Genomic DNA, 14401 nt, shown 5'->3' with positions numbered 1-14401 from the left:
AATGGACCATGCCAATCCACAATTGGAGCTTGTGTTTATCTCAGCTGGCCATTTATTTTGAAGGACGCTTAGACAGCGTACTCGATATTTAAGAATTTAAGCTGACACAGAATTTTGAACGCCCTCTTAACAGATGCCAACATACGCTTATCAATACCAGTTTGACTTGTTTTTTTCATTATTGACGCTCCGAGTCCTCTTATAGGGCTTAAGTGCCTTTTCATAATGGTAAGAATTTTTAAAAGGGGTTTATATAAAAACAACGTGATTCATGTCATCTTTTAATGTGTAGACTTCATGATCACGTTGATTGTTTTTATAAACTTTTAGCTAATGTCTGCGCCTTGTTTACAATGTAATTTTTATTACCGTAGCTATATCATCAGGCGCCTTTTCTGGTAACAAAATAGTTAATTTACCATCGATGATTTTTGATTCTAAATTCGACGTAGGATCAATTAGTAAAGACGCTTTTTTAATATTAATGTCGCTATTTACCACCAATTTCCCATCTTTTGGCCAATCAAATACATGCGCATAAATTGCCCCCTCTTTCTTGGTGTATCTTCCCCAATCAGGACGGTTAAAGGGACTACCTGTTACACCATAAACCGCTTCACCATTGGCCTTGGTCCATGCACCCATATCAGCTAAACGTCTTATACTTTCACTAGGAAATCTGCCGTAGCCATCAGGGCCGATATTTAATAAATAGTTGCCTCCTTTTGAAACAATATCGATTAAATTTTGAATTAATACTTTACTGCTCTTCCAGTTGGTATCAGACGGTTTATACCCCCAAGAACCATTCATAGTCATGCAGGCTTCCCAATCTGAATCTATTCCCGTTGCAGGAATTTCTTGCTCTGGTGTACCAAAATCGCCGGCAAATATTCCTTCTTTATCCATACCTTCCATACCATTTCGACCTTTATCTACTCGGTTATTTACAATGGTATTTGGTTGAATATCTCTAATAAAACTATAAAGTTCCTTACCCATTTCGGTTGTATAATCGGCAATCCAGTCGCCATCAAACCAAACAATATCTATATCCCCATAATTGGTTAATAACTCTTTAACTTGAGGTTTTAAATAGTTTTTGTAATATTGTGGGAACTCAGGATTAACCACCGATTGATCTTTTTGGCCTGCATTGTAATTAGGGAATAAGTTTCCTTGTGCCTGTTGATGATGCCAGTCAACAATTGAATAATATACCCCAAACTTAATCCCAGCTTTCTTACTCGCCACCGACAACTCTTTTATAATATCGCGCTTAAATGGTGATGCATCCATAATATCGTAATCAGATACTTTCGAATCCCACAGGCCAAAGCCATCGTGATGCTTAGACGTAATAACGATGTATTTCATCCCTGCTTCTTTTGCCATAGCGACCCATTCATCCGCATCAAACAATTCTGGATTAAAAATACTCGGTATCTTTTCATACTCTTCAATAGTGTAATCAAGTTTATCCATAGCCCATTCTGCCCCCCCTTTAGCGATTTGTTTACCACGCTCGCCGCCAATAACAGCATAAGGCCCCCAGTGAATAAACATACCGAATTTAGACTCACGCCACCATTGTATACGTTCGTCATCAGTTAATTGCTTTACTTCGGTACTCTGTGTTACTTCAGTACTCTGTGTTACTTCAGTACTCTGTTGAGAGGCACACGAGGTCAAAGTCAAAATTGCTGTAGATACAACAAAAACTAAGTTATTTAATAATTTCATTTTAAAAGATTCCATTTCTGGCTGATCTCAAATTTATTGAAAATCAGTAAAATACACAGTAAAACATAATCGATAATAGTACTGTGCGGGTTTATTGTTATCCTGATAACAGGTACTTTTTTCCACAGCTTTGCAGGGTTAATTCATGGCAACCTCAACCTTACTAATACGCTCTATGTCTACAAAATAAGCGCCGTGATCCTTATCTAACCATGCTTGAAGCTTGGTTGAGCCTTGTTGTAAATCAACTTCAAAATTTACCACAGTATCTTTACGGGGATTGAATGCTTGAGTATATTCTTGTCCTCCTATTTTTAGTTTTGCACGTTTGCCAAATTCCAAAGGACCTGCCGCCTCTTTTGGCCAACGACGTAAGCTAATTTTATATTTCCCAGCATGGGCGACATTAACTGACCACCAACCAGTTTGAGCTTGCCCTTCCCTAATCATTCTTTGGTTCCATGGCGTAACCTCACCAACATCAGGATGCCAGTCATGAGCAGTTAGCAGCACTGGATTTTCCTTGTCATCACCTAAGATCATTTCAACATAATCATGATTTCTGTCTGATACGTCTGTCCACCACTTTTCATAAGCTTGCTCTAATTCAGCCATGACTTCTGGATGTGCTTTAGCAACATTATGCTTTTGGCCTGGGTCAGCTTTAATATCATATAATTCATGATAATTAGCCCATCGCCATTGAGATGTCATGACCACATTACCGATATTTTTCTCTACTGATGGGCCATTATATTTCTTAGGCACTTGGATACTTTGTACTTCAACGATAATTTTTCGATCTGGCCAGTTAGTCTCACCTTTTAATAATGAACTGAAATCTATGCCATCAAACTTTGCTTTAGCAGGCTTAGTTAGTTGCGCTAAGTTGATTAATGTGGGTAAGACATCAAAGTGAGACGTTAATTGCGGCACATCATTACCGTGATTTAACTTACCTGCTGGCCAGCGAATAAAAAATGGGACACGGTGCCCGCCATCATATACACTTGATTTGATAGAGCGCATGCCTGCGTTATAAGTTGGCGCAGAAGAACCATTATCGCTCATAAAAATAACAATCGTATTGTCACTTAATGAAAGCTTATCTAGCTTGTTCATTAAGTAGCCCATATTCTCATCTATATTGGTTATCATGCCGTAAAACTTTGAGTTAACGCCCTTACCTTCATAAGGATCACTATATTTGCGATCTACATTATAAGGTGTATGCGCTGCATTGGTTGCCAGCCATACAAAAAAAGGCTCCTCTTTATTTTGTTCAATAAAGTCAATGGCTTCACGAAACCAGATGTCGGTGACATAACCTTCAGCAACTTCTGGGGTATCTTTACGAAAATAGGTATCTTTGCTGGTATTATCATTAAACTGGCCGTAGTCATTACCAAAATAATCTGGTGTTTGACCAACCCCACCACCTTTATGCCAAAACACTTCATCAAACCCACGGTCATGCGGTCTTAATGGATAGCTTTCACCTAAGTGCCATTTACCAAACATCGCAGTGCGATAGCCAGAGTCAGAAAAGACTTCTGCCATTGTTGGTATTTCTGGGCGCATTAAAGAAACCCCTGCAACCGTATGCCATACACCCGCTCGACGAGGGTATACTCCGGTCATCAGGGCTGCACGAGTGGGCGCACATTTAGGCGCAACATGAAAATCAGTTAAACGAACACTTTGCTGATGCAATAAATCAAGGTTTGGTGTTTTGATAATATCATTACCATGGGCACCTATCTCGCCATAACCTTGATCATCGGTAAGGACAACAATGACATTGGGTTTTGAAGCAGCTAATGTAATGGGAGGAAGCCCCATTAAAAATACAATGATAGTTGTTTTAATCAAGTTCATATTATATGCGCCTTTAATAAGTAGGTATTGTTTATTGTGAATACATAGCTATTTATGTATTCACAATCAATCATTAGTAACATCATACAACACAAATGATATCGATACCATTTGTGTTTTTAAGTAAAAAATTTGGGTATAAAGTGTTTTTTCATATGTTTTAATTTAGTGCTAAAGTAGGTTTATTCGATAATAGTTTGAATAAGTCTTTCCTGATGAAAGTTGAATCATGTCTGGCTTTTCTGTTAACTCGACAGCGGTTTTGATAGTTTCATCTGTTGCTGTCCATGGCTCTATACATATATAAGGCGCATCAGGTTTAGCCCAAAGCCCTAAATGTTTATTGTTGCCCATTTCAAGTGCTAGTACCGGTGTGTCATCAACTAGTAAAGTTATCAAAGAAGAGCTCACGTCTCTAAAAATAAAAGCATCATGGACAAATAAGTCGGGCGTTAAAGTTAATTTTTGTTCTGTAAATTCAACTGGGTAGGTTTCTTCAGCTAACAAGTCATCTTTTATTAATTGGCAATATGCCTTTTCTTTGTCAGAAAAAAGCAACGTGCATTTTTCATGTTGAAACTCAGCTGTAGGTAATGAAAATGCTGGATGAGAACCAATTGAAAAATAGAGTTCGGTGCTATCTTGGTTACTGATTTTGTATGTGACCGTTAAGCTTTTCTGTTCAAGTGAAAACGTGACATCAAATTGAAACATAAAAGGATATAGCTGCATCGTAGATTGATTCGCACGACTTCTTAAGGTAATCGATGATGCTGTCTTTTCTACTAAAGAGAAACGTTGACTGCTAATAAAACCATGCGTTGGCATACTATATTCTTCTTTACCGATATTATACTTTCCATGTTTCAAACGTCCAACAAAAGGAAATAAGATAGGCGCTGATCCAGCCCAGATCTGTGGGTCAGCTTGCCAAATATATTCTTGTTTATTCGCCTTTAATTTCAAGCTCTTTATTTCAGCGCCTAATTCACTGATAGTACAACTTATCAGTGAATTTGAAATATGGTATTGACTATATTCACTCATTTAATAAACCTTAGTTTATCGCTCTAAGCACTTCAAAACACGCACCTAATGTATGGTAATCACATTTAGCGCCTACAATACTTTTTTCAGCCGAATATTTTGTATTGTCTCTACTTAATAATCTAAACCAAGCACCGTATTTATGATCAATAAAATGTTGTTCACAATATGCCCAGATAGCATTGTATTGTGTGAGGTATTTTTCATCTTTAGTTTCACAATAAAGTAATGCGGCAGTCGCAAAACTTTCTGCTTGTACCCAAAAATATTTATCGTCATCGCACCATTTTCCTTGGCGATCAAAACCATAAATAAAACCACCAAACGTTACATCCCATGCCGTATCAAAGGCTCGATCAAATAAAACTACCGCACGTTCCACTAACCAAGCTTCTGGTGCGTGTCGGTTAAGAATCAGGAGTAATTTGGCCCATTCAGTTTGATGTCCTGGTTGAAAGCCCCAAGGGCGATATAGATTTTTTGGGTCATCTTTATTGTATTCCCAGTCAGGCTGAAAATTAACGGTATAATGCTCCCACACTAAGTTGTCACTTAATCCTGCTTGGCGTATAACAATATTATGCGCAAGTAACTTGGCTCTCTCTAAAAAGGTGACATTATTTGTTGCTTCATATGCAGCAATCATCGCTTCACATAAATGCATGTTCGAATTTTGGCCTCGATAATCACTTAATACACCGTCAGGGCTTATTTCATCGGCATATAAGCCGTAATCGCTTTGCCAAAATCTTTGTTCTAGTTGATCAAACGTTAACAGTAATTTTTCATCACTCGTCACAATGCCTGCTTTTCTAACCGCCGCATAGGCGAGTAACACAAAAGCATAGCCATAAGCCTGTTGGGTCATATCGTCAGGTTGGTTGTTATCAAGTGTCCAAGCATAATTTTCAGTCGATGCTTGCCAATGTACACTCTCTAAATAGTCGAGGCCGTGTTTCGCAATTGATAAATACTCTTCATTATCAAAAGTTATTGCTGCCAGCGCATAATTAACAATAATACGTGTACTGCTCACTAAATGTTTTTGACCTTTTGAAAATAACGTACCGTCATCATAATAGTTTTGGAAATACCCGCCATTGTCATCAACAACACGTGGTGTATAAAAGTTTAAAATGTCTTTGCATTGCTGCTGTATAAATTGATTATTTAAAAATGTCATAATTTTTCTCAATAAGTAAGCTGATATATTGTCTAATGATTATAAGAACATAGATTGCGCTAACTGTGGGGTACCACCACGTTGAGAGCAAACATAAGAAGAAACTTTAGTCGCCAATTCAGCTACTTCTATTAAGGGTTTTTCTTGTAATAAACCTAATGTTAATGCAGCAGTAAATGAGTCTCCTGCGCCGACCGTATCAACAACATTCGTAGGAACAATTGGCACCGCAACTGTTTGAGCATGATGAATCAACATAGCGCCTTTTTCCCCTTGCGTTAAAGCAATACAACGCAGCTGAAATTGTGCTTTAATTTTTGTAAGTAAGGTCGCTGTATCGCCTTCAATTGAAAACATAGTGGCAATAATGGGCAACTCTTCTTCATTGAGTTTTAAGACATTGGCCAGTGCAAGTGACTGTCTAATAGTTTCAACCGTGTAAAAATTTGATCTAAGATTTATATCAAACACTTTCAGCGCACTAGGTGGTACAGCACGAATAAACTTTTGGATAGCTTGGCGAGAAACCTCACCACGCTGAGCAAGACTACCAAAACAAATGGCATCGGTTTTACCGGCTAACGCTTGCCATGAATCTGACCAAGTTATATTGTCCCACGCACAGTTTTCAGCAAATTCATAACTTGCTTGACGTGACTCATCTAAATTAATCGTTACCGTGCCGGTCGCAAAAGAGCATGATTGTATTTTTGAAACATCAACATTTAATTTTTGTAATGATTTAATCGCCTCATTACCAAGGAGGTCGCTTCCTACCGCACTAATCATGGTAACTTTGGCTTTATCGCCTAGCAGACCCGCAATAGCACAAGCCCAGTTAGCCGGTGCTCCACCAAAACGAGGACCATCAGGAAATACATCCCATAAAACCTCACCTAATGAAACAATAGTAAAGGTGTTTGTCATTTTATTGTCCTCAGAATTTTCTGTGCCATTCATATATTACTATCTTAATTTTTTTGTACTCTAGCTCTATTTAGCTCTATGAAGTTTATCTTTATCGCTCACAGAGTCTTTTTATAAAACAGGTGTTCGAAAACGCCTAATCATAATTTATCAATTAGCTAGCGCTTAATTAAAAAACAGTTAACTAACGCATAGTTTCGACCATTCACAAAACGAGTTTTCAACTAGTTAATAATGAGTTTCTCGTTAAATAACTGTAAATAAATACCTAATTTGTGCACCACTATGCAAATTTATACCTTTAGAACCTAAGCCAACAATTTAATACTAATAAGGCTTGGTGTGTAATAATCTTAAAAGTGACATCAAGAAACAGTACAAATAAATGTTATCGATAACAGGATGTGATTACAACCCTTAATTTAAATTTAAAGTGAATAGAAAATGAAAACAACTTTATCCTATTGATTTTATTTCGATAATTAAAATAAAAAATTAAATGAAAAGGATTTTTTATGATGTTGATTTACAATGTTTATGGTTAGGGCCTTGAGCATTTCCATTTCATTATTAACAAAACATAAATCAAGGTTACAACCTTAACCCTAATTTATGTTTTTAAAACGCGGTAAAAAATATCCCCTGAAATGCCGTAGTATTATTCCTTGAGCTAACTAAAATATTTATGGATACATAGTTTAGATCGGACAAGTGCTGCTGCGATATGAGTTATAGATTAAATCACCTCACTATTTATACTTTTTAGTACTCTTGATAACGCTGAAATTATGTCAGCCTATTGTCTTAGCACCCTTCAAACTTAGTCGTTACTACGCAGTGAGTGACTATTAGTACAATCCTTATTTTGCAGACTAGTGGCCTCCGTTTCATTCTACAGAAAATTGATGCCTGTTTTTTGACACATACATCACAAGAATAAAATCTTGATTTCCCCACCTGTTATCGATAACATGTCAGATGTACTGTAAATGCGGTACGAACAGCATGTATCTGCAGTGGTATACAGCCAAATCACGACTTTTAACATCAGAAATCGATATAAAAGCAGTATGGCGCCTTCTAATAACGTATTGGGAGATACTTATTAATCTCGCTATAAATTCCGGACATATATAAACGAATTGAGTACGGATTAATTTAGAAATATTGACACTTAATTGACAGTGTTAGTAAGCACTCAATAACAATTGATGAGTCCATCAATTAAACCTTCTAGTTGGAGAGAAAAATGAAAATTGCATTAATGAACGAATTCAGTCAAGCAGGCAAAAATGCTACGGTATTAAATGAGTTAGAAACTGTAGCAGCGGAGCAAAACCACACAGTATTTAACGTAGGTATGAATGATGACAACGATCATCGTTTAACTTACATCCACTTAGGTATTATTGCTGGTTTATTATTAAACTCAAAAGCTGTAGATTTTGTGGTAAGTGGTTGCGGTACAGGTCAAGGTGCCCTTATGTCTTTAAATGCACACCCTGGTGTTACATGTGGCTATTGTATTGATCCAGCAGATGCATTTTTATTTGCACAAATTAACAATGGTAATGCTTTAGCTTTACCTTTTGCCAAAGGCTTTGGTTGGGGCGCAGAAATAAATATTCGTTATATTTTTGAAAAAGCCTTCACGGGTGAAAAAGGACAAGGCTACCCAACTGAACGTAAAGCGTCTCAAGTAGCGAATGCTGGTATTTTAAACGAAGTAAAATCAGCTATGGCTAAAGATTACCTAGCAGGTTTAAAAGAGCTTGATCCTGAATTAGTTAAAACAGCTGTAGGTGGCGAACGTTTCCAACAATGTTTCTTCGATAATTGTCAAGATGCTGAAATAGAAGCATTTGTAAAAGCGATTCTTCTTTCTTAAAAGGCATTGTGTCAGATAATATTAAAATTAATCTAATCGAGACAAACATGCGTTAGATTCCTTAATATACTCTTGATATAAAAGAATAATGCGTGATCTTATGTAATTCATACTATTCACGCACATATTTTTACTAAAGAGTGACAAATGAATAATGCATAACAAATGAATTCAATTAAGGTATTACAGCAACTGAAATTAAAGTGGCTTATTGTCACCATGAAAGTTCAAAGGATAGGAATGAATGAAAACCTTAACAATTATTATTGCTTGCATAGTGTTACTAACGCAAGTAAACGCACAAGAAATTCAACCTGGAAAAACGAACGTAATTATTATTATGGCTGATGATTTGGGGTATGGCGATTTAGGTAGTTATGATGGGATACATAAAACTCCAAACTTAGACCAATTAGCCAAAGAAGGCATGCGCTTTACTGACTTTCATTCAAGTGGCACTTTATGTAGTCCCACCCGTGCTGGACTCATTACTGGCCGCTATCAGCAAAAATCAGGGGTGGATGGCGTCGTTAATGCTGATCCTGCTCATCCTTCATATCGTTTTGGTGTTGATCCAAAAAGCCAAATCACTTTTCCAAACTTAGTGAAAGCGCAAGGCTATAAAACGGCATTGATGGGCAAGTGGCATATAGGTTATGAGAAGCGCTATCATCCAATGAACTTTGGTTTTGATCGTTTTGTCGGTTTTTTGTCTGGAAATATTGATTATATATCTCATTATGACCGCATGGGTACGTTTGATTGGTGGCATAACAATGAACAAGTTGTAGAAGCTGGATATTCCACTCAACTTATTACCAAACATGCAACAGACTTCATTAACGCAAATAAAGATAACCCGTTTGTTTTATACATTGCTCACGAAGCTGTACATAACCCTATGCAAGGCCCAAATTCACCTATACAACGAGGCCCTAATAAACAAACACAAGACAAAAATATTAAAGGTAGCGACGTGTATAAAGAAGTCCTTGCTGAGTTAGATACCAGTGTGGGAGAAATTCTCGATACTGTAAAACTGGCAGGCCTTAGTGAGAATACATTAATTTTATTTACTTCAGATAATGGTCCAATGCCACTGTCTTCAGCAGGCGTTTTACGTGGCGCAAAAGGTAGCTTGTTTGAAGGTGGTCACAGGGTACCGACTATAGCCTGGTGGCCCAATAAAATTAAAGAGAATACTATTAATAACCAACTTGCTATCTCTTTAGACATTATGCCTACTATCTTGTCTTTAACGGGTGCTAGCATGCCAAAAGGGCATCAGCTAGATGGGGTTAATCTTATGCCCACTTTGCTCGGTCAAAAAGAAACTAAACGAGAGCTTTTTTGGCGCAATGGGGGGTTAAAAATAGATGCAACTGACTTATTAACTAAGGATGTCAGTAAAGCGATGCGAGCTGGGAAATGGAAGTTAGTAGTCAGCCCATATTATGAAGGTTCAAACTTATACGACTTATCAAAAGATATTGCTGAGCAACATGATATTGCCGATGACTACCCAAACATTGTAAAAGAAATGACAGCAAAAATTAAAGCTTGGGAAGACGAAGTTATTCCTTATTTACCTTATAAGGTCATTCCAAAATAGCATTGAAAAATCTTGGTCTGGCTATAATTTATAAGTCTTAGTGCCAGACCAGCACTGCAACGATATCTATGTAAACAGCCACGCTATTAAATTTTGTGACGTTAGGGGGTTGCTAAAAAAACTCTAGCATCGAGCGTTTAATAAACCTGTATACACGTTACTGACTTCTAAAAGAATACTGGATGGGTTTACTTATAATAAAATGCATCGGCACATTATTATGCGTAACCACTTCCATTCATTTCCATCTTTTGTCTTGCCGCTGAGCCTTAGGGTTCTTGATAGAAGAGTTCACTATGCCATTGTTTATTCTTAATTTAACTCCCAGACCTTAAAATTTTTATAAGCCGATGAGCGCGTGAACATATGTCGTAAACCTATCCTTCCTTCGGTTGTTGGCTCAAAACTTGATAGATCCCATGAATAGATTTTTATAATATCATCACCTTCCACCCGCAAAAACAACTGAGAATTCGCCTTAATCCAAGTTAACTTGTAAGTCACCCCTGTCTTGAATAACCCCGTATTATAAAAAGCAGGATTGACTTCTGTCTTGCTAAATTCATTGTGATTAACGGCGGGATATTTCCTGACTCTGATATAGTCGTTTTTTGGGTTGTTATTGACCATAGGAAATGCCGCTAAACTTATATGAATGGCATTCATATTGAGCCAATACTTGCTCATTGTAGGTACTTTTCGATAATCATTCCACCGAGTAATATCCTTACTAAATTCTTTTGTGCCAATACCTGTAGCTTGAATAAAAAGAATATTAACATTCACTATTTCACTATCTGTTCGCGTAAAGTGATATTGAATTTTTAAGTTGCCTTGAAAAGATTGCTTTGTCCATAATACCGCGTGGTGTGCATCATCCCGGTTAATTGGGCCTGCAATTAATTCCATGCCATGTTTGTTGTGTACTACTTGAGCTTTTTCTCCATCGAGAAACCAGTTATCTTTCCAGCTTTTAGCGCCTAAATCTGAAAATTTTAACTGCCAATTTTTTAATCCATTTAATTGCTCAAATTTGTCTTGCTTTGTTTTCGCTGTTAAGGAAAAATTTACAAGCAACATGATAGGTATCCATAATACCGCTTTTTTTGAGCATAAAATGGAATAACAAGTTCGTTTGTTTTTCATAGTGCATTGTCCCTGTTTAAGAATATATAAGCGCTTTAGTACAAGCTACAATCTCACGCTTCTTAAATCTCCAGCGGCAAAATGGGTTGTTTTTCCGTTGAGTTTAATCTTAACCGCTTCAATATTATGTAAATAATAATGCCCGTCCTTTTGCTGCAGAACAATATTACTCTTACTCTGACTAACAGAGCGAATGGATATGCCGTTAGCTGATAATTGACTACCATTACCTATAAACAAAGTGAAATTGTCATTATTTTCTTTAGTAATTACCGCATAAGTTGCATCCGTAATGACTTGTTTGTACTTCACCGTAGCCATGCCTGTTGTTGAAAAAACTAAATCTTCTCTGCCTGACTTATGTATAACGTTGAGTCCAATAAATTCAGGGTTTTTGTTTTCATCATCAAATGATTCTATCTGTTTAATGCTTTTACCCTTAGCAGATGTAAAAGGTTCAAAAACAGAAACAAAGGGGTGTTGCCAAGCCTCGCCATGTTGTCTTGCAGTTAATGTTAAATAGGGAGATGTGCCCACGTCGTACGGTAAAGCGTGGTTTTTTCTAAACGCTTTATTAGGCGGAGATTTAATAGAAAACACTTCTCTTCCTGCTGTTCCTTTCATCCAAAGATTCATGAAAACATCATCCTGCCCATCAGGCATGTCAATTTTCCATTCGGCCTGATAATCCTCATCTGTCTTTAAGGACTTTTTCTCCCACATGTAGTCAAGCGCATATAGATGCCCCCCAGCAAACCCCATATCTTCACTTGGTGAAAGAGACAATGGCTTTCCTGACGGGTCCATGATTTGCATACTTTGCCCCAGATTGTGGTAATAATAGTCGTGAAACTTATCACCCTTTTTTTGTTTTTTAGAGCGAAAAATATCAAGGTAATATCCGGTTGTTTCGCCAGTTTTTACTATGCTGACCAGTCGACTCTGATCGCTGCTAGTTTCAGGCTCTAAAAAATATACATCAGAATATGTAATGTCAGGATAAAAGCCTGATTTTTGCTCTGATTTGGGATATTCATTATTGAGATCGAAAGCATGATTACTAAGCATTTCGGTATAAGATGATGTGCCATCGACCATAACGGTATTATGTGCCGGAAATTGAGAATAGTATTCTAAGTATATAGGCTCTAGGTATCCTGCACCTTTGCCGGGATCTGCCCCTTGAACAATGCCTTTGCCATACAATTCCATGTTTATTCCATTGGCGTGCATATGGTTACCAAGAGAGGCATTTAACGACACCATCATGCCGTGTGTGCCAGTACCTATTCTCTGAGCATGCCAGCTAACATTGGGGGCGTAAAAAGTTTGCGTAATATAATCTTCTAGTTTTGCTTGAGGGAAATTGGGGTTTAATACCAGCGGTTTGCTTGCAAATAGATCATCAATAGCAGCCCTTGTTTTTTTACTTTTATCAGACGACTGTATGGGAGAACTAAACAAACGATACATCGCTGTATATTTGTGCTCCATATCAGTATCTTTATTTTTTTGTGCAATGCGGATCATGTCGCTTATTGGCTGAGTATTTAAAACATCGTAATAACTGTCTCCAAAAGCAATGGTTTGGCCATTAGGAAATAAATATTGAGGCAATACCTGTACGGCCTTATGCATCACAGGCGCATAAGGCAAAAGGTTATGGTCGAAGGTATTATCAAAATCCTTAATAAAATGTGTTAAAGCACGAGTAACACCTTGAGAGTATCCGGGGCTTTCGGCCCATACACCGTTATTTTGGTCATAACCGTAGTTTAAAAACTTACTCAAAGACCATTGTCTAGCAGAAGTTACATTGAGTAAATAATTGAGATAATACTCACGTCCTTGTTTATCTGCATAATAACCATCGTCTCTGAGTACCATAGCAGCTTTCAAAATGATGTTAGCTTGATGCAGATTCCAGTTATTTTGTGGTACACCATTTTTAATAATAAGGTTTATCCATTTTTTAATGGTTGCCTCATACATATCAATATTTTCTGGATGATTTTTCTTAATGTACGTATTTAAAAAATCATATAAAACCGCGATTTCTTGTAAAGTGTTTTCATGAATAACTTGAAAACTTGTCAAACCAACCAATGTTTGAATATGACCATTTAACAAGTCTATCGGCTCACTTCTATAGAACATTCCTTGCATATAAACATGAAAAATATCGTAAGCGAATTTAGCAAAATTAGTGTCGTTTTCTAACCAATATAAAAAAGCAGCATTACGAGCTAAGCCCACAATATCTTGGTTGATTTTATGAATAATAGAGCCTGTTTTAGCTTGTTCTACCCACTCAAAAGGCTGTCCTTTTTTGCTTTTATTAGGTAAATATAACCCCCGAGGATCATCCATATAAGGCAATATATCTTCCAGTGCTGGTTTAGCATATGATGTATGATGGCTACGTGCACCGGTAAACCTTACCGTTGGTTTTGGCGCTTTTCCATCTGCATGGGAATAAGATGCTCCATTAACATAAACATTTTTAGCTTGGGTTTTCCAATACATCTGTAGTCTAGATGGCATCCACTCATTGTCATGCACATGCCTTTTAACATGCTCATCCACTGTTTTATGAATTTCTTCTACAACCTTCTGCGCCCAAGCCTCTTTACGAATTGTATTTTCTAAAGCCTTTTTTTCTTTTAACGTGGTATATATTCTTGGGTAATCTTGTTCAAGCTGGTTTGGCATTGGTATCTTAGTTTCAGCCAATACGTTTGTACTTTGAAAGGTGAGTATAAAAAAGAAGATGATAGCTTTTGAATTGATAAAGTACTTTCGAACCTTAGCTTTTATCTTACTCAAAAACATATTGGTTGTATAAATGAACATCGCTTCACCTTACATTTATTATTTCAGAACAAAAATTTCAGTACAATGACATCAACAACTTACGATTAATTAAGTACCTATAGGGAAAATCACAGCAGAGCGTATAACTTCACTTCTCTTATCA

At 37.0% G+C, this 14401-nt stretch carries 9 protein-coding genes; 2 read left to right on the top strand and 7 right to left on the bottom strand.

Features of this window, described 5'->3' with window-relative positions; translation table 11 throughout:
- Window positions 1-348: 348 nt before the first annotated feature.
- The 5 genes from AC0UA9_RS13310 to AC0UA9_RS13290 form a co-directional block, all read right to left on the bottom strand.
- The gene (locus tag AC0UA9_RS13310; RefSeq protein WP_475660590.1) at window positions 349-1743 is read right to left on the bottom strand and encodes an alpha-L-fucosidase; all 1395 of its coding nucleotides are present in this window, start codon (window positions 1741-1743) and stop codon (window positions 349-351) included.
- 138 nt (window positions 1744-1881) lie between these two features.
- Window positions 1882-3621, bottom strand: coding sequence for an arylsulfatase (locus tag AC0UA9_RS13305; RefSeq protein WP_475660589.1), 1740 nt, complete (start codon window positions 3619-3621; stop codon window positions 1882-1884).
- 171 nt (window positions 3622-3792) lie between these two features.
- Window positions 3793-4668: an aldose 1-epimerase family protein gene (locus tag AC0UA9_RS13300; protein WP_475660588.1), complete on the bottom strand. Its 876-nt coding sequence runs from the start codon at window positions 4666-4668 to the stop codon at window positions 3793-3795.
- Window positions 4669-4678: 10 nt separating this feature from the next.
- Window positions 4679-5851, bottom strand: a complete 1173-nt coding sequence (locus AC0UA9_RS13295; protein ID WP_475660587.1) for an AGE family epimerase/isomerase — start codon at window positions 5849-5851, stop codon at window positions 4679-4681.
- Window positions 5852-5890: 39 nt separating this feature from the next.
- Window positions 5891-6778 (bottom strand): carbohydrate kinase family protein, encoded by an 888-nt coding sequence (locus AC0UA9_RS13290; protein ID WP_475660586.1) that lies wholly within the window; start codon window positions 6776-6778, stop codon window positions 5891-5893.
- Between the two features lie 1249 nt (window positions 6779-8027).
- Here AC0UA9_RS13290 and AC0UA9_RS13285 point away from each other — a divergent pair.
- Window positions 8028-8666: an RpiB/LacA/LacB family sugar-phosphate isomerase gene (locus tag AC0UA9_RS13285; RefSeq protein ID WP_475660585.1), complete on the top strand. Its 639-nt coding sequence runs from the start codon at window positions 8028-8030 to the stop codon at window positions 8664-8666.
- Window positions 8667-8910: 244 nt separating this feature from the next.
- Entirely contained in the window at window positions 8911-10278 is a 1368-nt protein-coding gene (locus tag AC0UA9_RS13280) for a sulfatase-like hydrolase/transferase (protein WP_475660584.1), read from the top strand.
- 312 nt (window positions 10279-10590) lie between these two features.
- Here AC0UA9_RS13280 and AC0UA9_RS13275 read toward each other — a convergent pair whose 3' ends face one another.
- Together AC0UA9_RS13275 and AC0UA9_RS13270 are read right to left on the bottom strand one after the other, a co-directional pair.
- Window positions 10591-11424, bottom strand: coding sequence for a DUF1961 family protein (locus AC0UA9_RS13275; protein ID WP_475660583.1), 834 nt, complete (start codon window positions 11422-11424; stop codon window positions 10591-10593).
- A gap of 45 nt (window positions 11425-11469) precedes the next feature.
- Complete coding sequence (locus tag AC0UA9_RS13270) at window positions 11470-14277, bottom strand: endo-acting ulvan lysase-like protein (RefSeq protein WP_475660582.1); 2808 nt, start codon at window positions 14275-14277, stop codon at window positions 11470-11472.
- Window positions 14278-14401 lie beyond the last annotated feature (124 nt).

This window comes from Colwellia sp. F1, assembly GCF_056238625.1.
Note: the sequence above shows the minus strand (reverse complement) of the source record. Positions and strands in the feature narration are given on the sequence as shown.

Excerpts from the sequence above, each read along its gene's own strand:
- AC0UA9_RS13300 (WP_475660588.1), bottom strand. The coding sequence starts at position 4,668 with ATGAGTGAATATAGTCAATACCATATTTCAAATTCACTGATAAGTTGT.
- AC0UA9_RS13310 (WP_475660590.1), bottom strand. The coding sequence starts at position 1,743 with ATGAAATTATTAAATAACTTAGTTTTTGTTGTATCTACAGCAATTTTG.
- AC0UA9_RS13270 (WP_475660582.1), bottom strand. The coding sequence starts at position 14,277 with ATGTTCATTTATACAACCAATATGTTTTTGAGTAAGATAAAAGCTAAG.
- AC0UA9_RS13290 (WP_475660586.1), bottom strand. The coding sequence starts at position 6,778 with ATGACAAACACCTTTACTATTGTTTCATTAGGTGAGGTTTTATGGGAT.
- AC0UA9_RS13295 (WP_475660587.1), bottom strand. The coding sequence starts at position 5,851 with ATGACATTTTTAAATAATCAATTTATACAGCAGCAATGCAAAGACATT.
- AC0UA9_RS13280 (WP_475660584.1), top strand. The coding sequence starts at position 8,911 with ATGAAAACCTTAACAATTATTATTGCTTGCATAGTGTTACTAACGCAA.
- AC0UA9_RS13305 (WP_475660589.1), bottom strand. The coding sequence starts at position 3,621 with ATGAACTTGATTAAAACAACTATCATTGTATTTTTAATGGGGCTTCCT.
- AC0UA9_RS13275 (WP_475660583.1), bottom strand. The coding sequence starts at position 11,424 with ATGAAAAACAAACGAACTTGTTATTCCATTTTATGCTCAAAAAAAGCG.
- AC0UA9_RS13285 (WP_475660585.1), top strand. The coding sequence starts at position 8,028 with ATGAAAATTGCATTAATGAACGAATTCAGTCAAGCAGGCAAAAATGCT.